At 66.5% G+C, this 17,657-nt stretch carries 13 protein-coding genes; 9 read left to right on the top strand and 4 right to left on the bottom strand.

Annotation, left to right across the window (positions count from 1 at the left end; all coding sequences use genetic code 11):
* Nucleotides 1–24: 24 nt before the first annotated feature.
* The 4 genes from ACCQ01_RS06110 to ACCQ01_RS06125 all read right to left on the bottom strand — a co-directional run bounded on the left by ACCQ01_RS06110 (nucleotide 25) and on the right by ACCQ01_RS06125 (nucleotide 5,672).
* On the bottom strand, nucleotides 25–903 hold the full coding sequence (locus ACCQ01_RS06110; protein WP_228434089.1) for an SDR family oxidoreductase: 879 nt from the start codon (nucleotides 901–903) through the stop codon (nucleotides 25–27).
* A gap of 850 nt (nucleotides 904–1,753) precedes the next feature.
* Nucleotides 1,754–4,036 carry a xanthine dehydrogenase family protein molybdopterin-binding subunit gene (locus ACCQ01_RS06115; protein WP_228417973.1) on the bottom strand — a complete coding sequence of 761 codons (2,283 nt, stop codon included), beginning with the start codon at nucleotides 4,034–4,036 and terminating at the stop codon, nucleotides 1,754–1,756.
* Nucleotides 4,033–5,121 carry an FAD binding domain-containing protein gene (locus ACCQ01_RS06120; protein ID WP_228434079.1) on the bottom strand — a complete coding sequence of 363 codons (1,089 nt, stop codon included), beginning with the start codon at nucleotides 5,119–5,121 and terminating at the stop codon, nucleotides 4,033–4,035. Before ACCQ01_RS06120 ends, ACCQ01_RS06115 begins: the two co-directional genes overlap by 4 nt.
* Nucleotides 5,094–5,672, bottom strand: a complete 579-nt coding sequence (locus tag ACCQ01_RS06125; protein WP_228434080.1) for a (2Fe-2S)-binding protein — start codon at nucleotides 5,670–5,672, stop codon at nucleotides 5,094–5,096. Before ACCQ01_RS06125 ends, ACCQ01_RS06120 begins: the two co-directional genes overlap by 28 nt.
* Nucleotides 5,673–5,951: 279 nt before the next feature.
* On the opposite strand from ACCQ01_RS06125, the gene ACCQ01_RS06130 reads away from it, so the two are divergent.
* From ACCQ01_RS06130 to ACCQ01_RS06170, 9 genes are all read left to right on the top strand, one after another.
* Nucleotides 5,952–7,283 (top strand): DUF763 domain-containing protein, encoded by a 1,332-nt coding sequence (locus tag ACCQ01_RS06130; RefSeq protein WP_228434081.1) that lies wholly within the window; start codon nucleotides 5,952–5,954, stop codon nucleotides 7,281–7,283.
* Nucleotides 7,280–7,870 (top strand): GIY-YIG nuclease family protein, encoded by a 591-nt coding sequence (locus ACCQ01_RS06135; RefSeq protein WP_076056176.1) that lies wholly within the window; start codon nucleotides 7,280–7,282, stop codon nucleotides 7,868–7,870. The genes ACCQ01_RS06130 and ACCQ01_RS06135 overlap by 4 nt, the downstream gene beginning before the upstream one ends.
* Nucleotides 7,871–7,939: 69 nt before the next feature.
* Nucleotides 7,940–8,281: a cupin domain-containing protein gene (locus ACCQ01_RS06140; protein ID WP_115529990.1), complete on the top strand. Its 342-nt coding sequence runs from the start codon at nucleotides 7,940–7,942 to the stop codon at nucleotides 8,279–8,281.
* A 167-nt stretch (nucleotides 8,282–8,448) separates the two neighbouring features.
* Nucleotides 8,449–9,078, top strand: a complete 630-nt coding sequence (locus tag ACCQ01_RS06145; RefSeq protein ID WP_228434082.1) for a DNA-binding protein — start codon at nucleotides 8,449–8,451, stop codon at nucleotides 9,076–9,078.
* Nucleotides 9,079–9,355: 277 nt separating this feature from the next.
* Nucleotides 9,356–9,961, top strand: coding sequence for a transcriptional repressor LexA (lexA, locus tag ACCQ01_RS06150; RefSeq protein WP_040941660.1), 606 nt, complete (start codon nucleotides 9,356–9,358; stop codon nucleotides 9,959–9,961).
* 1 nt (nucleotide 9,962) lies between these two features.
* Nucleotides 9,963–10,613, top strand: coding sequence for a translesion DNA synthesis-associated protein ImuA (gene imuA, locus ACCQ01_RS06155; RefSeq protein WP_014506979.1), 651 nt, complete (start codon nucleotides 9,963–9,965; stop codon nucleotides 10,611–10,613).
* A 9-nt stretch (nucleotides 10,614–10,622) separates the two neighbouring features.
* On the top strand, nucleotides 10,623–12,041 hold the full coding sequence (locus ACCQ01_RS06160) for a Y-family DNA polymerase (RefSeq protein ID WP_070692280.1): 1,419 nt from the start codon (nucleotides 10,623–10,625) through the stop codon (nucleotides 12,039–12,041).
* A 304-nt stretch (nucleotides 12,042–12,345) separates the two neighbouring features.
* The gene (locus ACCQ01_RS06165) at nucleotides 12,346–15,594 is read left to right on the top strand and encodes an error-prone DNA polymerase (protein WP_228434083.1); all 3,249 of its coding nucleotides are present in this window, start codon (nucleotides 12,346–12,348) and stop codon (nucleotides 15,592–15,594) included.
* A 432-nt stretch (nucleotides 15,595–16,026) separates the two neighbouring features.
* Nucleotides 16,027–17,619 (top strand): alpha/beta hydrolase family protein, encoded by a 1,593-nt coding sequence (locus tag ACCQ01_RS06170; RefSeq protein WP_228434090.1) that lies wholly within the window; start codon nucleotides 16,027–16,029, stop codon nucleotides 17,617–17,619.
* The last annotated feature ends 38 nt before the right edge of the window (nucleotides 17,620–17,657 follow it).

Genomic DNA, 17,657 nt, shown 5'->3' on the forward strand with positions numbered 1-17,657 from the left:
CGGTGCACGGCCGTGCAAGCGATGTCAGCCCACGTTGCCGCGCCCGCCCACACTGCTGAAAATGCTGCCGGTGGTGAAGCTGGATTCCTGCGAGGCGAGCAGCACGTAGATCGGCGCGATCTCTGCCGGTTGGCCTGGGCGGCCGGTGGGGCTGTCGCTGCCGAAGGTCTTGAGCTTGTCCGGGAATTGGCCGCCGCTGGGCTGCAGCGGGGTCCAGTACGGGCCGGGCGCAACCGCGTTGACGCGGATGCCCTTCGGCGCGAGCTGCTTGGCCAAGGCCTTGGTGAAAGTGACGATGCCGCCCTTGGTGATGCCGTAGTCGAGCAGGGCTTCGGGCGGGTCGTCGGCCACGATCGAACTGGTGCTGATGATGGCCGCGCCCGGCTTGAGGTGCGGTACCGCCGCGCGCGTGACCCAGAACAGGGCGTAGAGATTGGTCTTGAGGGTGTCGTCGAACTGCTGGTCGTCGATGTCCAGGATGGATTTCTGCGCGGTCTGGCGCGCGGCGTTGTTGACCAGAATGTCCAGCCCGCCCAGTTGCTGCACGGCGGTGTCCACTAGTTGCTTGCAGAACGCGCCGCTGCGCAGGTCGCCGGGAATGGCCACCGCCTTGCGGCCGGCGGCGCGAATCAGTGCGACGACTTCGCGCGCATCGGACTGTTCCTGCGGCAGATAGTTGATGGCGACATCGGCGCCCTCGCGTGCGTAGGCGATGGCCGCAGCGCGGCCTATGCCCGAGTCGCCACCGGTGATCAACGCCTTGCGCCCGGTGAGCCGGCCCGAACCGACGTAGCTGGTTTCGCCATGGTCCGGGCGCGGCACCATCTTGGAGGCCAACCCCGGCCACTCCTGTTGCGGGGTCGCGAACGGTGGCTGCGGATACTGTGTGCGCGGGTCCTGCATCGGTGGGCGGCTCGCACCGCCGGCAGCCGCTGTGCCCGTTTGTGCCGACGCACCTGCGGAGAGCAGCGCGCCGCCGCCAGCGGCAAGCCCGGTACCGAGCGCGCCAATGGCGCGGCGGCGGGCGGGGGAATGGGTGGGGTCGTCGTGATCGGTCATGGTGCGGCTCCGGGTGGGGGAACGAAGGCCGGTGCTGTGTTGCGAATGCGTCAGCTGCGTGCCGTAAGACGACGCGATGGCTGCGGGAGCACACGGCATGGAGCTATCTCACCGCGCGTGCCGGCAGCGATGCGTGAGTGTCAGGTGCCGTGGATGTGAAGCTGTGCGAGCACAGCCGCACCGCATGGCGGCGCAATCGCGTGCGGCGCTGTGGCGCTTGGCACGCGGGTCGAAGCAGATGCGCCGAGGTTGGGTCTGTCGCGAGGCAACGGCACACGCTACGCGTGCCGGGTTGCGGTAAACATGGCGCCGCAGCGTTGCGCATGCTGCGCTAATTAGGCGCAGCTGGTTAGCGTACTCACAACATGCTTGTTGTATGTGTGGACATAACGACGCACTGCGCATTGGACACGCTTCGGCATAGACGGTGTTGTCCCCAATGGCCGGTCAAATCATGACCTGCGTATGCTAACCGTCGTCCGCGCAACACGCGGCGTCAGGCGCCCGTTCTAATGTGTTGCCAGACTTATCTCGATGGTGCGGTGTAGATGCTGGCCGGCATTCGCGATGCTGCGCGCAGGTCCGGCGGTTTAGCAGCAAACATATGCGCGTCCGCGGTAGACGTCGCGATTTCGGCAGCGGCTGCTCTCTTATCACGTGCCGGCAGCCACGCGCTGCCGGCACGTAGCCGCGCTCAATCCGCCATCACCTTATCGGGCGTCATCGGGGTGCTGCGCACGCGCTTGCCGGTGGCATGGAAGATGGCATTGCACACTGCAGCCGACACGCCCACCAGGCCAATCTCGCCGACGCCTTTCGCGCCCAGGCTGCTGACCACGCGGTCATCCTCGTCGGCAAAGATCACCTCGATGTCGTGGATGTCTGCGTTGGCGGAGACGTGGTACATGGCCAGATCATGGTTCATGAAGCGGCCGAAGCGGTGGTCGGATTGGGTCTGCTCGTGCAGCGCCTCGCCGATGCCCCACACCACGCCGCCGATGATCTGGCTGCGTGCGGTGGTGGGGTTGAGGATGCGCCCGGCCGCAATGGCGCTCACCACGCGGGTAACGCGCACCGTGCCCAGTTCCTCGTCTACGCGCACTTCCACAAACACCGCGCTATGCGTGGCACGGGTGTATTTGCGCTGCTTGAGCACGTTGGGCAACAGCAGGAACTTGTCTTCGATGTGATCGAGCTTGGCCTCTGCCAACACCTGGGTGAGGGCAATAGCGCTGCTGCTGTCGGCGCGCAGTGCGAGCGTGCCATTGGCGAACACCACATCGTCCGGCTTGGCCTTGGCGAAGCGCGAATCCGGCATCGCCTGGGCAAGCCGCAACAGTCGCTTGCGCAGTTTGGCGCAGGCACCATCCACCGCCGAGCCAATCGTGGTGACATGCGAGGAGCCGCCCTCGATCGGTGCGACCGGCAAGGTGGAATCGCCCAGCTGAAAGGTGACCTGCTCCATCGGCAGGCCCAGCGCTTCGGCGGCAATCATCGCCATCACCGTGTAGGTGCCGGTGCCGATATCGCTGGCGGCGCTGCTCACCACCAGGCGGCCGTCGGCATGCAGCACCGCGTGGGCACGCGCAAACATCTGCATCGCATCCCATTGCCCGGTGGCCATGCCCCAGCCAACCCATTCGCGCCCCTCCTTGCGCGCGCGCGGCTGCAGCGGTCGCTGTGCCCAGCCGAAGCGTTCAGCGCCTTGCTGGTAACACTCGCGCAACGCCTTGCTGGAATAGGGCTTGTCGTCGGCGGGATTGACCTCGGCGTAGTTCTTCAAGCGCAAGGCAAGCGGATCCATGCCGATCTCGTAGGACAGCTCGTCCATCGCCACTTCCAGCGCATGCACGCCGTGCGCAGCGCCGGGCGCGCGCATATCGATGGGGGTGTACTGATCCAGGCTCACCAGGTTGTAGCCCAGGTGCACGTTGTCGCAGGCGTACAGCTGCCCGCTCCAGTTGACCACCACCTCCACGTAATCCTCGATGCGCGACGTTTCGGCGATGGCTTCATGCCAGATCGCGCGCAGCGTGCCGTCGCGATCGGCACCGAGCTTGAGCCGCTGCACCGTTTCCGGGCGGTGGCCGAAGGTGAACATCTGTTGCCGCGTCAGCACCACACGCACCGAGCGATCCAGCAGGATCGAGGCCATCACCGCCAGCGCCAACTGGTATTGCGGGCGCAGGCCGGAGCCGAACGCACCGCCCACGTACGGGTTGCGCACGGTGACCTTCTGCTTGCTCAGCCCGAACACGTGCGAGACATACCAGCGGCTGTTCTGCGAGCCCTGGGTCTTGTCGTAGATGGTGAAGTGGCCCTCTGCATCGCGGATCACCGTGGAGGCGAAAAGCTCCATCGGGTTGTGGTGTTCCACCGCGCTGTAATAGTCGGCCTGGATCTGGTGCGCGGCATTGACGAAGGCCGTGTCCGGCTCGCCCTTGTCCTTGGGCGGCGGCGAAAAGCCGGCCTTGAGCGGCTTGGGCTTGTGCATGCGGCCCAGGTTGGCCATCAGGTTGGTGTCGTGCGGCTCGCTGGCGTACTCCACCTGGACCAGATGCGCGGCATGGCGCGCAGCCTCGAAGGTTTCCGCCACCACCAGCGCGATCGGCTGGCCGCTGTACAGAATGGCGTTGTCGTACAGCGGCCGGAACGGCGAGCCGGCCGGTGCGGTCATGTCCTTGTAGAACAGGTCCATGCCGCGCATGTGCGGGCGGTTTTCGTGGGTCACGATCTCCAGAACGCCGGGCACCGCGCGTGCGGCCTCCAGGTCGAAGGCGACGATGCGGCCCTTGGCAATGCTGCTGTTGACCACCACCCCATACGCCAGGTCGGGCACCGGCCATTCGGCCGCATAGCGCGCCTGGCCGGTGACCTTGGCGCGCCCATCGATGCGCGGCATGCCGGTGCCGGTGGGGCGGTGGCCGGTGCCGGGGTCGGCGACCGGTGCAATGAGCTCGTCGGGGCGTGCATTCATGGGGAGTCCTCCAGCGCGCTGGTGCGCCCGCGGTTGTCGATGGTGCCTTCGCGCGCGACGTCGAGTGCGCGCACGATGGTGCGGTGTGCCAGCGGAATCTTGAAGGCGTTCTCGCCTTGCGATTGCGCGCCCTGCAGCAGTGCATCGGCCAGTTGCGCAAAGGTGTGCGGCGTCGCCGGCATGCCAACCACGTGCGCTTCGGCCTCCGGCAGGCGCCAGGGCTTGTGCGCCACGCCGCCCAGCGCCACGCGCACGGCGCGGATGCTGCCGTCGTCGGCAAGCTCCAGCGCCGCGGCGACCGATGCCAGCGCAAAGGCATAGGACAGCCGCTCGCGGATCTTGAGGTAGGCACTGTGCGCCACGAAGCGCTGCGCATCCGGCAGATCGATATGCACGATGAGCTCGTCCGGCTGCAGCGTGCTGTCGAGCTCCGGGTGCTCGCCGGGCAGGCGATGGAAATCGGCAAAGGCGATGTTGCGCGCGCCATTGGGGCCTTGCACGTGTACCACCGCATCCAGCGCCGCCAGCGCCACGCACATGTCGGAAGGATGCGTGGCAATGCAGTGCGCGCTGGCGCCCAGGATGGCATGGTATTTGGTCAGGCCGCCAATCGCCGAACAGCCGGTGCCGGGCGCACGCTTGTTGCACGGCGTGGTGCGGTCGTAGAAATACAGGCAGCGGGTGCGCTGCAGCAGGTTGCCGCCATTGCTGGCCATGTTGCGGATCTGTGGCGAGGCGCCGGCCAGAATCGCCGCGCTCAGCAACGGGTAGCGTGCCTCAACCTCGGGGTGATAGGCGGTGTCGGCATTGCGTGCGAGCGCGCCCAGACGCAGACCGCCCGCCTCGTTGGTGGTGATCTCGCCCAATGGCAGGCGGTTGATGTCCACCAGCTGGCTGGGGCGCATCAGCTGCAGCTTCATCAAGTCAGTGAGATTGGTGCCGCCGGCGATCAGGCGTACCGGCGCTTCGGACGGGACTGGCTGCGGATCAGTGCCGCGCGTGGCGATCGCGCCGACTGCCGCGTCCACGCTCTCCGGGCGTGCGTAACTGAGCGGAATCATGCCGGCACCGTCCCTGGAGTCCACGGGGTGTCGGCCGACTCGCTGCTGTCCGAGGGTGTGCCCAATACTTCCATCACCGCATCGGTGATCTGCGGATAGGCGCCGCAGCGGCAAATGTTGCCGCTCATCAATTCGCGCACCTGATCACGATCGTGCGCCTGGCCTTCGTTGATCAGGCCCACCGCCGAACATAACTGCCCGGGCGTGCAATAGCCGCACTGGAAGGCATCGTGGGCAATGAAGGCGCGTTGCAGCGGATGTAGCTGTTCGCCTTCGGCGAGGCCTTCGACGGTGGTGATGTCCGCACCGTCCTGCATCACCGCCAGGGTCAGGCAGCTGTTGATGCGACGGCCATCGACCAACACCGTGCAGGCACCGCATTGACCGTGGTCGCAGCCCTTCTTGGTGCCGGTGAGATCGAGACGATCACGCAGCAGGTCGAGCAGGCTGACCCAGGCTTCGAGCTGCAATTGATAAGGCTGACCATTGATGCGCAGCGCCACAGGATACGTGGGCGCAACAGTGGTGGCGGTGGCCGGTGCCGTGTCACGGGCTGCGGCGGTAGTGCTATTCATGCGAGCCCCGTGGCGATGGCTGAGAGGGCCTTCACCTTGACCGCGCGGCGGTCAACGCAGGGTGTACGCAATGCGGTGGTGGTGTTCACATCGATGCGATGTTTGACGCTGAACTGTGCAACGCAAGGTGCAACTGGTGGCAGGCCGAGCTCGCCGTTTGCATTGCACATGAAAGAGACTGGAACTGAATTCGTCAGCTGCGCGGTGTTGCGCTCCACGCCAATCGCACGGCGTGCGACAGCGGTCTCGGTATCCTGTGCAGATGATGACGAGGTTGCAATGAGCCGGCGCGGCGGCAGCGCCGATCTTCCGCTGCATGGTGGGCGTGTGCCGCGCTGGTTGGGTGAGCGGATGACGCGCCTGGGCACGGTGATGTGCGAGGCCATCGTGCATACCTATGGGCGCGATGAATTGTTGCGGCGGCTTGCGCATCCGTTCTGGTTTCAGTCCTTCGGCGCGGTGATGGGGATGGACTGGCATTCCTCCGGCATCACCACCAGCGTGATGGGCGCACTCAAGCGTGGGCTGACGCCGTTGTCCGGCGAGCTTGGCATTCATGTCTGCGGTGGGCGTGGGCGGCATTCGCGCGCAACGCCTGCCGAGTTGCTGGCGGTGGGCGATGGCGTGGGGCTGGATGGCACTGCATTGGCGCGTGCCAGCCGCCTGGTCGCCAAGGTGGACAGCGCCGCGGTGCAGGATGGCTTTGATCTGTATCTGCACAGTTTTGTCGTCAGCGACGAGGGGCGCTGGGTGGTGGTGCAGCAAGGCATGAACGGGCAACGCAAGCAGGCGCGCCGCTATCACTGGTTGTCGGAAGGGCTGAGCAGTTTTGTGGATGCGCCGCACGCGGCGATCGATGGGCCGCAGCAGGGCAACATCGTCAACCTGGCCGACCATCGCGCCGCTGCCGCGCGTGAGGCGCAGGTAGTGTTGTTGCAGACGCTGGCGCCGGATCGCCTTGCCCGCGAATGGCAGCGCATCGACGCCGCGCAGGCGCCGGTTGCGCCTGCTGTGGCGCAAGCACCGGTCACCGGTGACCTGTTTGCAGGCCAGGGCTGGGATCCCGCGCAGCAACCGCATCTGAGCATGCCCGACCATCACGACGTGCGCAGCGAGAACGTGATCACCCGCCGGCTACACGCCAGCCTGGCGGCTGCGGCCGAGTGCGGCCCCACCGATTTCACCGCACTGTTGCAGGTGCCGGGCGTGGGGGCGCGCACCGTGCGTTCGCTGGCGATGGTGGCCGAGGTGTTGCATGGCACACCATGTCGTTTCAGTGACCCGGCGCGGTTTTCGCTTGCCCACGGCGGCAAGGACCGGCATCCGTTTCCGGTGCCCACGCGTGTGTTCGATCACACCATCGGCGTGCTCAAGCAGGCGATGCAGCAGGCCCGGCTTGGCAACGAGGAGCGGCTGCAGGCGATTGCGCGTCTGGATGTGCAGGCACGTCGGCTGGAAGCCAGCGCACGCGGTCCTTCGGTGGAGGCGTATATCGCGCAGGAGCGCGTGGATGCGCACCGCTATGGGGGGCGCAGCGTGTTCGGTTGGGAGCCGCCGGTTGAGGATCATCAATCGCTTGCGTCGCAGGCGCAGCGCAAGGCAGGCCAATGAGCGCGCAACTGCGCCGTGGCAAGGTGGCCATCGACGGCCGCTGCTTCACCTATGTGTTCCCTTGCCAGTGGGAAGACCATTGCAAGATCGGCTTTTCGCGCGACCCATTGGGCCGCATCAGCAGCCTGCATCCGCGCTGGTTTGCGTTCTTCGACCTGGAGCGCGGCGTGCTGGTGGAAGCCGAGCGCGAACGCGACGCGCGGGATCTGGAGCTGCAACTGCGCCGGCCCCTGGGTGAGCACAACGCACCGGCGCCAATGGCGATTCGCAGCGCGGCGGGCGGGCACACCGAATGGTTTCGCGGTGTGGGGCAGGCACTCGAGGTCGCAGTGGCGCAGCTGGAACAGCAGGGGTATCGCGTGTTCGCACTACAGGCGTGGCTGCAGGCGGCAATGGCCCAGCGGATCGATCGCCTGTACGACTGGTCGCTGTTGCAGTTAAGCCAGGAGGAGCTTGACGGCGTCACCGGGCCCACCGCAACGCAACAGATGCTGCGCGACGTGCTGGATGGCTACCGCGCATTGGAGCTGCCACTGCAGGCGCATCTGCCCGGCGTGATCTGGGACTGGTACTGCCGCAGCGCATAGCGAAGCGCATTGCCACCGCCTTGACGTGTGCGGCGACAGCATCGGCGCAACCGATGAGGATACGCACACATGCAGTACGCAACGCTGGAATTGAGCAACGCATTCAAGGTGCTGTTTTCGCTGCGCCAGGTGCAGGCGGCAGAAATGGTGATTGCACCGGGTGATCGCGAAGGTGGCCCGGACAATCGCCATCGCGGCGCCGACCAATGGCTGTTCGTGGTGGACGGCGCAGGCGAGGCCATCGTGGATGGCCACACGCAGGCCTTGCAGGCCGGCAGCCTGATCGCGATCGAGCGTGGCCAGGCGCACGAGATTCGCAATACCGGCGACACGCCGCTGAAGACGGTCAACTTCTATCACCCGCCGGCCTACGATGCGCAGGGCGAACCATTGCCGGCAGGTGAAGGCTGATACGCAGCGCGACGCATGCAGACCGGTAGCGTGTTGTTCAACGGGCTGCTGTTCAATGGCCCGTTGGTCAACAGCACGTTGTTCAACAGCAAGTGAGTGCGTTGTCGACCATGCGTTGACGTGGCCGTTGTTTACATCGGCACGTCACAACGCACCGGGAGCACCCCATGCCAGAAGCCAAGACGCGTCGCGCGGCCGCCCAGGACAAGCGCGAGGGCAAGTCGGCCAGTACCCAGGCCGGCGAGTACGTCAAAGAAGAAATCGAACACGTGCGCGAAGGCAAGCATGGTGCCAAGAGCACCAAGCAGGCAATTGCGATTGGCCTTTCAAAGGCACGCCGCGATGGCGTGGATGCCAAACCGTCCAAGAGCGCGTCCAAGCGCACCAAGAAGAAGGCGGCGCAGGACAGCAAGGCGGCCAAGAAGACCACCGCCAAGACGGCAAAGAAGACCGCCAGCAAAACGACCAAGAAGACGGCGAAAAAGGCCACCAAGAAAGCGACCAGGAAGACGACAAAACAGGCGGCCAAGAAAGCCACCAAGAAGACCTCGCCCACGCGGTCGGCAGGCGCCAAGAAGGCCTTGAAGACCGCTAGCAAGAAGACCACTGCCAAGCAGGTTGCCGGCACCCAGGCGTTGTCGCGGCAGGCCAAGAGTGCAGCGGCCAAGCGCAGTTCCAGCAGCCGCTCGGCAGCGGCCAAAAAGGCCGCCAAGACCAAGGGCCCTGGCGTGCGCAAGGCTGCCGCCAAGAAAGCGGCGACGACGCGGAAGCAGTCGGCGAGCAAGCGCGAGAGCTGAGCGATTCTGCTGCCACTTTGTGCGCCCCGACGAGAGGGCGGGGCGCCTGGCTACGCGCACTGTCCCGCGGCCCAAGCTTCTTGAAGGTGAACCTGCGCCGTGCCCTTAGCGGTCGTCCGGCGCAGGTTCGTGGCCCGCTCCCGGTGCCAGTACAGGCGTTACAACTCCCTCGTGCCACAACACCAGTCCGGCAGCTGAGCGGCTCAGGTCGGCGATCTCGCCTGTTGCGACAGTTTGGTGTACAAATGTACACCTTGTTCCGTGGCTGGTCTTCCCGATGGATGGTCTCTCTCCCAAGCGCGCCGCCGTGCTGGCGTTCCTGCAGCAGCAGGCCCAGGCCGGCCTGGCACCCAGTCTGGCCGAGATCGCGCAGGCGTTCGGGTTCGCCTCGCGCAATGCGGCGCAAAAGCATGTGCAGGCCCTGGCCGAGGCGGGGTTGATCGAGCTGGTGCCCAACCGCAAGCGCGGCATCCGCGTACCGGGCGGGGCGGGGCCGGATGCGCTGCTGGCGCTGCCCGTGCTGGGCCGGGTGGCGGCCGGTGTGCCGATCGGTGCGGACATCGGCCTGGACCGGCAGCTCTGGCTGGACCGCAGCCTGTTCGCGCTGCGGCCGGACTACCTGCTGCAGGTGCAGGGCGATTCGATGATTGACGACGGCATCCTGGAGGGCGACCTGGTCGGCGTGCAGCGCAGCAGCGACGCGCGCAATGGCCAGATCGTGGTGGCGCGCGTGGATGGCGAGATCACCATCAAGCGGCTGGAGCGCAGCGCCGATGCCATCCGCCTGTTGCCGCGCAATCCGGCGCATGCGCCGATCGTGGTGGCCGACGATGCCGACTTCGCGATCGAAGGCGTGTACTGCGGCCTGATCCGGCAGGGCTGAGATGAGCGAACCTGTCCCGCTGCGGCAACACGGCAATGCCGCCCTGGCCATGCCGTTGGATGCCTTGCTGGCGGCGCGCACGGTCTGGCGCGCCGGCCACGGCACGGCCACCGCCAATGGCGGCGAATCCACCGGGCATGCCGCGCTGGATGCGGTACTCCCCGATGGCGGCTGGCCGCGCCGCGCGTTGACCGAGCTGCTGTTGCCTGCCCACGGCATCGGCGAAATCGCATTGCTGCTGCCCACGCTGGCGCGCATGACCGGCGCCGGCAGTCGGGTGGTGCTGGTGGCGCCGCCGTACGTGCCGTATGCGCCGGCCTGGCAGGCGGGTGGGGTGGCCTTGCAGCAGCTGGAGATCGTGCAGGCAGAACCGCGCGACGCGCTATGGGCCTTCGAACAATGCCTGCGTAGCGGCGCTTGCGCGGCGGTGCTGGGCTGGCCACAGACCGGCGATGCGCGCGCACTGCGGCGCCTGCAGGTGGCTGCGGACAGCGGCAACTGCTGCGCGTTCGCATTGCGCGATCGTCGCCATGCGGTGAATGCATCGCCGGCGGCGTTGCGGCTGGAATTTCTGCCCGAGCGCGATGCCTGGCAGGTGCGCAAATGCCGCGGCGGCCAGGTGCCGTCTCAGCCGTTGCGGCTGGCGCATTGAGGGCCGCGCATGTTGTGGGCCTGCATTCTGTTGCCGCAGCTGGCACTGGACGATGTGCTGCGGCGTCGCGAAGACACCCAGGCACCGTTGGCGCTGGTGGAAGGGCCAGCGCAACTGCGCAGCCTGCATGCGGTCAACGCCGCAGCGGCAGCGGCCGGCCTGAAGCCGGGCATGCGCCTGTCGGCCGCGCACGCGTTGATGGCCGAAGTGCAGACCTGCGATTACGACCCGCAGGCCGAAGCGCGCTGCCAGCGCTTTCTCGCGTCCTGGGCCTACCGGCATAGCTCGCTGGTGAGTCAGCAATGGGGGCGTGCCATCGTGCTGGAGGCGGGCGCCAGCTTCCGCCTGTTCGGGCCATGGCCGCGCTTCGAGCGCCGCCTGCGTGAGGAACTGCAGGCATTGGGTTTTCAGCACCGGCTGGCCTTGGCGCCAACGCCGCGCGCCGCGCGCGTACTGGCCGGCTTGCGCGACGGCATGGCAGTGACCCAGCTGCCCGCGCTGCAGGCCTTGCTCGACAAGGTGCCGGTGCGCCGTGCCGCGTTGCCGGGCGATGCCGGCGAGCGCCTGCAGCACATGGGCGTGCGCACATTGGCGGCGTTGCGCGCGCTGCCCAGCGAAGGGGTGCGGCGGCGCTTCGGCGGCGCCTTGCTTGACCATCTGGATCGCCTTTACGGCCAGGCCGACGACCCGCTGGAGTGCTACGCACCACCAGACCATTTCGACCAGCGCGTGGAGCTTGGCTACGAGGTGGAAACACACCCGGCGCTGCTGTTCCCGCTGCGCCGCCTGATCGGCGACCTGTGCACGTATCTGTCGATCCGCGATGGCGGGGTGCAGCGTTTCCTGTTGCGGCTGGAACACGAAGAAGGCGCCACCGATGTCGACGTGGGCCTGCTCACGCCCGAGCGCGCGCCGGCACTGCTGTTCGAGTTGGCGCGCAACCGCCTGGAGCGCGTGGAGATCCCACGGCCGGTGGTGGCGATGCGCCTGCTGGCCAAACAGTTGCCGCCGTTCGTGCCGGCCATGCGCGACCTGTTCGATCAACGTGCGCAGCAGTCGGTGGACTGGCCGCAGCTGCGCGAACGTCTGCGCGCACGCCTGGGCGACGACGCGGTGTACCGCGTGCTGCCGGCAGATGACCCGCGCCCGGAGCGCGCCTGGCAGAAGGCCATTGGCGATGACATCCGCGAAGCCGCCGCACCACCGCGCCCGCCGCGGCCGACCTGGTTGATGCCGCTCCCGGTGCCGCTGCACGACCCGCATCTGCGCATCGTTTCCGGCCCGGAACGGCTGGAAAGCGGCTGGTGGGACGATGCCGAAGCGCGCCGCGATTATTACGTGGTGGAAACCTCGCGTGGCCGGCGCGCCTGGGTGTTCGCATCGCCCGGCCGCACCGATGGCTGGATGCTGCACGGGTGGTTCGCATGAGATGGCCTGCGTCCAGATGGCGCGTGTGTGAGGATGCGCGCGTCGGTCAGTATTGCGGAACGGCAGGTCGCTTGGCGCGCATCACGCCAGCCTGCGCTATCTCCCCGCAGCCAACGGCGGCCACTGCGCCGAAAACGCTTGTCCAACGGCCGGCGGTACCCAGCAACGCACCCGCGCATGCACATCCCGAACAGCGCCCGCAGCGTGATCGCGGCCACGCCACTGCGCCATCGATGCTGCCTGGTGATCGTCTGCCACAGTGCCGGCCTGTGTGGTGGCAGCGTCGCGCCACGTGTAGCCAGCCATGAGTTGGGACGATGCCATCGATGGCGTGGATCGCGACACGCCCGGCGGGCGCATGCCGCGCGGCTGGACGGTTGCCGCGCGGCTGCGTGCGGCCAACGACGACATCACCCATGCTGCAGTTGCCGATACGCTGCCGGCGTATGCCGAGCTGCACTGCCTGTCGGATTTTTCGTTCCTGCGTGGGGCCTCCAGTGCCGAGCAGCTGTTTGCGCGTGCGCACCACTGCGGCTACAGCGCATTGGCCATCACCGACGAATGCTCGCTGGCCGGCATCGTGCGTGGGCTGGAAGCTTCGCGCGCCACCGGTGTGCGGCTGATTGTCGGCAGCGAGTTCACCCTGGTCGATGGCACGCGCTTCGTGCTGCTGGTGGAGAACGCGCATGGCTATCCGCAGCTGTGCAGTGTGATCACCACCGGCCGGCGTGCGGCAGGCAAGGGCGCGTACCGGTTGGGGCGTGCCGAGGTGGAAGCGCACTTTCGCGATGTGGTCCCGGGCGTCTTTGCGCTGTGGCTGCCTGGTGATCAACCGCAGGCCGAACAGGGCGCCTGGCTGCAGCGGGTGTTTGCAGAGCGCGCATTCCTGGCGGTGGAACTGCATCGTGAACAGGACGATGCCGCGCGGCTGCAGGCCCTGCAGGCGCTGGCCCAGCAGCTGGGCATGAGCGCGCTGGCCAGCGGTGATGTGCACATGGCGCAGCGGCGCGACCGCATCGTACAGGACACCCTGACCGCCATCCGCCATACGCTGCCATTGGCCGACTGCGGCGCGCATCTGTTTCGCAATGGCGAACGGCACCTGCGCCCCCGGCGTGCGCTGGGCAACATCTATCCGCATGCGTTGTTGCAGGCGTCGGTGGAATTGGCGCAACGCTGCACCTTCGATCTTTCAAAGGTGCAGTACACCTATCCGCGCGAGTTGGTGCCGCAGGGTCATACGCCGGCCAGCTATTTACGCCAACTCACCGAAGCCGGCATGCGCGAGCGCTGGCCCGAGGGCGCGCCGGCCCAGGTGGTGGCGCAGATCGACAGCGAGCTGGAGCTGATCGCCTACAAGGGGTATGAAGCGTTTTTCCTCACCGTGCAGGATGTGGTGCGCTTCGCGCGGGCGCAGGGCATCCTGTGCCAGGGGCGTGGATCTTCGGCCAATTCGGCGGTGTGCTATGCGCTGGGCATCACCGCGGTCAACCCGAGCGAAACCCGGTTGCTGATGGCGCGGTTCCTGTCCAAGGAGCGCGACGAGCCGCCGGATATCGACGTGGACTTCGAGCACGAGCGGCGCGAAGAAGTGCTGCAATACGTCTACACCAAATATGGCCGCGAACGCGCTGCACTGGCAGCCACGGTGATCTGCTACCGCGGCAAGAGCGCGGTGCGTGATGTCGCCAAGGCGTTCGGCCTGCCGCCGGACCAGATCGCGTTGCTGGCCAATTGCTACGGGTGGGGCAATGGCGACACGCCGATGGAACAGCGCATCGCAGAAGCGGGCTTCGATCTGGCCAACCCGCTGATCAACAAGATTCTTGCAGTCACCGAGCACCTGCGCGATCACCCGCGTCATCTGTCGCAGCACGTGGGCGGATTCGTGATCTCCGACGAGCCGCTGTCGATGCTGGTGCCGGTGGAAAACGCGGCGATGGCTGATCGCACCATCATCCAGTGGGACAAGGACGATCTGGAAACCATGCAGCTGCTCAAGGTCGATTGCCTGGCCTTGGGCATGCTGACCTGCATCCGCAAGACGCTGGATCTGGTGCGCGGCCATCGCGGGCGCGATTACACCATTGCCACGCTGCCGGGCGAGGATGCCGCAACCTACAAGATGATCCAGCGTGCCGATACGGTAGGTGTGTTCCAGATCGAATCACGTGCGCAGATGGCGATGCTGCCGCGGCTCAAGCCACGGGAGTTCTACGACCTGGTGATCGAAGTGGCGATCGTGCGGCCCGGCCCGATCCAGGGCGACATGGTGCACCCGTATCTGCGCCGACGGCAGGGCTATGAGCCGGTCAGTTTCCCCTCGCCAGGCGTTGAGGAAATCCTGGGCCGCACGCTGGGCATTCCACTGTTTCAGGAGCAGGTGATGGAGCTGGTGATCCATGCCGGCTATACCGACAGCGAGGCCGACCAGCTGCGGCGGTCGATGGCGGCCTGGCGGCGCGGCGGCGACATGGAGCCGCACCGCGTACGCATCCGCGAACTGATGGCCGGGCGCGGCTACGCGCCGGAATTCATCGACCAGATCTTCGAGCAGATCAAAGGCTTCGGTTCGTACGGATTCCCGCAAAGCCACGCCGCCTCGTTCGCCAAACTGGTGTACGCCAGTTGCTGGCTCAAGCGGCACGAACCGGCGGCCTTTGCCTGCGGGCTACTCAATGCGCAGCCGATGGGGTTCTATTCGGCCAGCCAGATCGTGCAGGACGCGCGCCGCGGCAGCCCCGAGCGCCAGCGTGTGGAGGTGTTGCCGGTGGATGTGCTGCACAGCGACTGGGACAACATCCTGGTCGGCGGCCGGCCGTGGCACAGCGATGCCGATCCCGGCGAGCAGCCGGCGATCCGGCTGGGATTGCGCCAGGTGAGCGGCCTGTCCGAGAAGGTGGTCGAGCGCATCGTTGCCGCACGCGCGCAGCGGCCATTTGCCGACATCGGCGACCTGTGCCTGCGCGCGGCACTCGATGAAAAGGCGCGCCTGGCCCTGGCCGAAGCCGGCGCGCTGCAGTCGATGGTGGGCAATCGCAATGCCGCGCGCTGGGCCATGGCCGGGGTGGAGGCGCGCCGGCCGCTGCTGCCCGGCAGCCCGGCCGAACGCGCGGTGGAACTGCCTGCACCGCGCGCCGGTGAAGAGATCCTGGCCGACTACCGCGCGGTGGGCCTGAGCCTGCGCCAGCATCCGATGGCACTGCTGCGCCCGCAGATGCTGCAGCGGCGCATCCTGGGCCTGCGCGAGTTGCAGGCGCGCCGGCATGGCAGCGGCGTGCATGTGGCCGGGCTGGTCACACAGCGGCAACGCCCGGCCACCGCCAAGGGCACCATCTTCGTCACCCTCGAAGACGAGCACGGCATGATCAACGTCATCGTGTGGTCGCACCTGGCCATGCGCCGCCGCCGCGCCTTGCTGGAATCGCGCCTGCTGGCGGTGCGCGGCCGCTGGGAACGCGTGGACGGCGTGGAGCACCTCATCGCCGGCGACCTCTACGACCTCAGCGACCTGCTCGGCGAGATGCAGCTGCCGTCGCGGGATTTTCATTGAGCTTTTCTGCAACCGGCCCTTGCTGCTAGATTTGCCGCTTGATACCGGATGTACAAGGACGATGTAATGCGGACATGGATGTTTCCTGTCGCCCTGGGGCTGCTGCTCTCGGTCGGCAATGCGGTCGCTCAGGTGGATGTGAGCGCCTTCATCAAGAAGGACAAGTTCACCGACATCAAGCTTTCGCCCAGTGGCGACTATTTCGCCGCAACCATACCGATGGAAGACAAGACAGCGTTGGCCATCATGCGCCGCGCAGATAACCGCATCGGTGCCACCTTCTTGCTCGGCAAGAACACCTATGTCAGCGAATTCGCCTGGGTCAGCGATACCCGTGTGGTGATCGCCATTGCCGAAAAGTTCGGCCTGCTCGACAAGCCACAGCCCACCGGCGAGCTGTATGCCATCAACGCCGACGGGAGTGGTGTCGAGCTGCTGGTCGGCTACCGTGCCAAAGGCAGCGGCCTGGGCACCAACATCAAGGTCAAGAAGACCGAGGCAGTGGCCGCCTATCTCACCGATACACTGCCCAATGACGACCGCAATGTCGTGGTCGGCATCTGGCCGCTCTCCGGCAATGAGCCGTATACCCGTGCCGAAAAGCTCGACGTTGTCAGCGGGCACCGGACGCCGCTGGCACGCGCCCCGGTGCAGCGCGCCACGTTCACGACCGATCACCAGGGTGAGGTGCGTTTTGCACTGGGCGCAGGCACCGACAATGTCAGCAAGCTCTACCACCGTGCAGGCGCCGGCGCCGACTGGACGCTGATCAACGACGAACGCGTCAGCGGGCGTATCGAAACGCCGATTGGTTTTTCCCAGGACAACCGGATCGCCTATCTGCGCGTGCAAAGCACCACCGGCCCCGATGCGATCGTGGGCTGGGACATTGCCGCCAACCGGCGAGAGCAGGTGCTGCGCGATGCGGTTGCCGACCCGCTGGACATCATTTATCGCAATGGCACCTCGATCCCGGTGGGTGCGGTCTTCATGGCCGACCGCCCGCGCAGCCGGTTCTTCGACGAGCAAAGTGCCGAGGCGCGCATGTACCACAGCCTGGAAGCCGCGTTTGCCGGGAATACCGTGCATGTGAGCTCCGGCACCAAGGATGGCCGCTACGTCATGGTGCAGGCCGATGCCGGCAACAATCCCGGCGATTTCTATGTGTTCGACACGCAGGAGAAAAAAGCCCAGCACATCATCAGCCGCCGCGACTGGTTCGATCCTGAGCGCACGGCCACGGTGCAGCCGATCGCATTGCAGGCCCGCGATGGGCTGCCGCTGCGTGGCTATCTCACTCTTCCATATGGCAGCACAGGCAAGAACCTGCCGATGGTAGTGCTGCCGCATGGCGGGCCATTCGGTATCTTCGACGGTTGGCAGTTCGATGATGATGCGCAGTTGCTGGCGCAGGCCGGCTACGCGGTCCTGCAGGTCAACTTCCGCGGCTCGGGCAATTACGGGCGCGCCTTCCAGCAGGCCGGTGCGCGCCAGTGGGGCGGCACCATGCAGGACGATGTGACCGACGCCACGCGTTGGGCGATTGCGCAAGGCTATGCCGACGCACGCCGCATCTGCATTTTCGGTGCGAGCTATGGCGCCTATGCCGCGCTGATGGGGGCAGCCCGGGAGCCCGGTTTGTATGCCTGTGCGGCCGGCTATGTCGGTGTTTACGATTTGCCGATGATGTACAACCGTGGAGACATCCAGCAGCTGCGCTCCGGCGAGCACTACCTGCAGGAGTGGTTGGGAGATCCATCTACGCTGGCGGCACGCTCGCCTGTCACTCTGGCAGAGCAGATCAAGGTGCCGGTCTTTCTTGCAGCCGGCGGCGAGGACCAGCGTGCCCCCATCCAGCACAGCAAGCGCATGCAGGCTGCGCTTGCCAAGGCCGGCGTGCCGGTGCAAACGCTCTACTACGACACCGAAGGGCACGGCTTTTACACCGAGCCGCACCGGCGCGCGTTCTACACGCAATTGCTGGAATTCCTGTCGGCCTCGTTGGGTGGCGCCAAGGCCAGGTAGCTGGATCGCGGCATCCTGCCCAGCCACCTTCGCGGCCG

This window comes from Xanthomonas sp. NCPPB 4037 (assembly GCF_041475695.2).
In the GTDB taxonomy this organism is placed as follows: domain Bacteria; phylum Pseudomonadota; class Gammaproteobacteria; order Xanthomonadales; family Xanthomonadaceae; genus Xanthomonas; species Xanthomonas campestris.

Bases quoted from the DNA above. Each gene is read 5' to 3' on its own strand.
- ACCQ01_RS06110 (WP_228434089.1), bottom strand. From the start codon at position 903: ATGCAGGACCCGCGCACACAGTATCCGCAGCCACCGTTCGCGACCCCG.
- ACCQ01_RS06115 (WP_228417973.1), bottom strand. From the start codon at position 4,036: ATGAATGCACGCCCCGACGAGCTCATTGCACCGGTCGCCGACCCCGGC.
- ACCQ01_RS06125 (WP_228434080.1), bottom strand. From the start codon at position 5,672: ATGAATAGCACTACCGCCGCAGCCCGTGACACGGCACCGGCCACCGCC.
- ACCQ01_RS06130 (WP_228434081.1), top strand. From the start codon at position 5,952: ATGAGCCGGCGCGGCGGCAGCGCCGATCTTCCGCTGCATGGTGGGCGT.
- ACCQ01_RS06135 (WP_076056176.1), top strand. From the start codon at position 7,280: ATGAGCGCGCAACTGCGCCGTGGCAAGGTGGCCATCGACGGCCGCTGC.
- ACCQ01_RS06140 (WP_115529990.1), top strand. From the start codon at position 7,940: ATGCAGTACGCAACGCTGGAATTGAGCAACGCATTCAAGGTGCTGTTT.
- ACCQ01_RS06145 (WP_228434082.1), top strand. From the start codon at position 8,449: ATGCCAGAAGCCAAGACGCGTCGCGCGGCCGCCCAGGACAAGCGCGAG.
- lexA (WP_040941660.1), top strand. From the start codon at position 9,356: ATGGATGGTCTCTCTCCCAAGCGCGCCGCCGTGCTGGCGTTCCTGCAG.
- imuA (WP_014506979.1), top strand. From the start codon at position 9,963: ATGAGCGAACCTGTCCCGCTGCGGCAACACGGCAATGCCGCCCTGGCC.
- ACCQ01_RS06160 (WP_070692280.1), top strand. From the start codon at position 10,623: ATGTTGTGGGCCTGCATTCTGTTGCCGCAGCTGGCACTGGACGATGTG.
- ACCQ01_RS06165 (WP_228434083.1), top strand. From the start codon at position 12,346: ATGAGTTGGGACGATGCCATCGATGGCGTGGATCGCGACACGCCCGGC.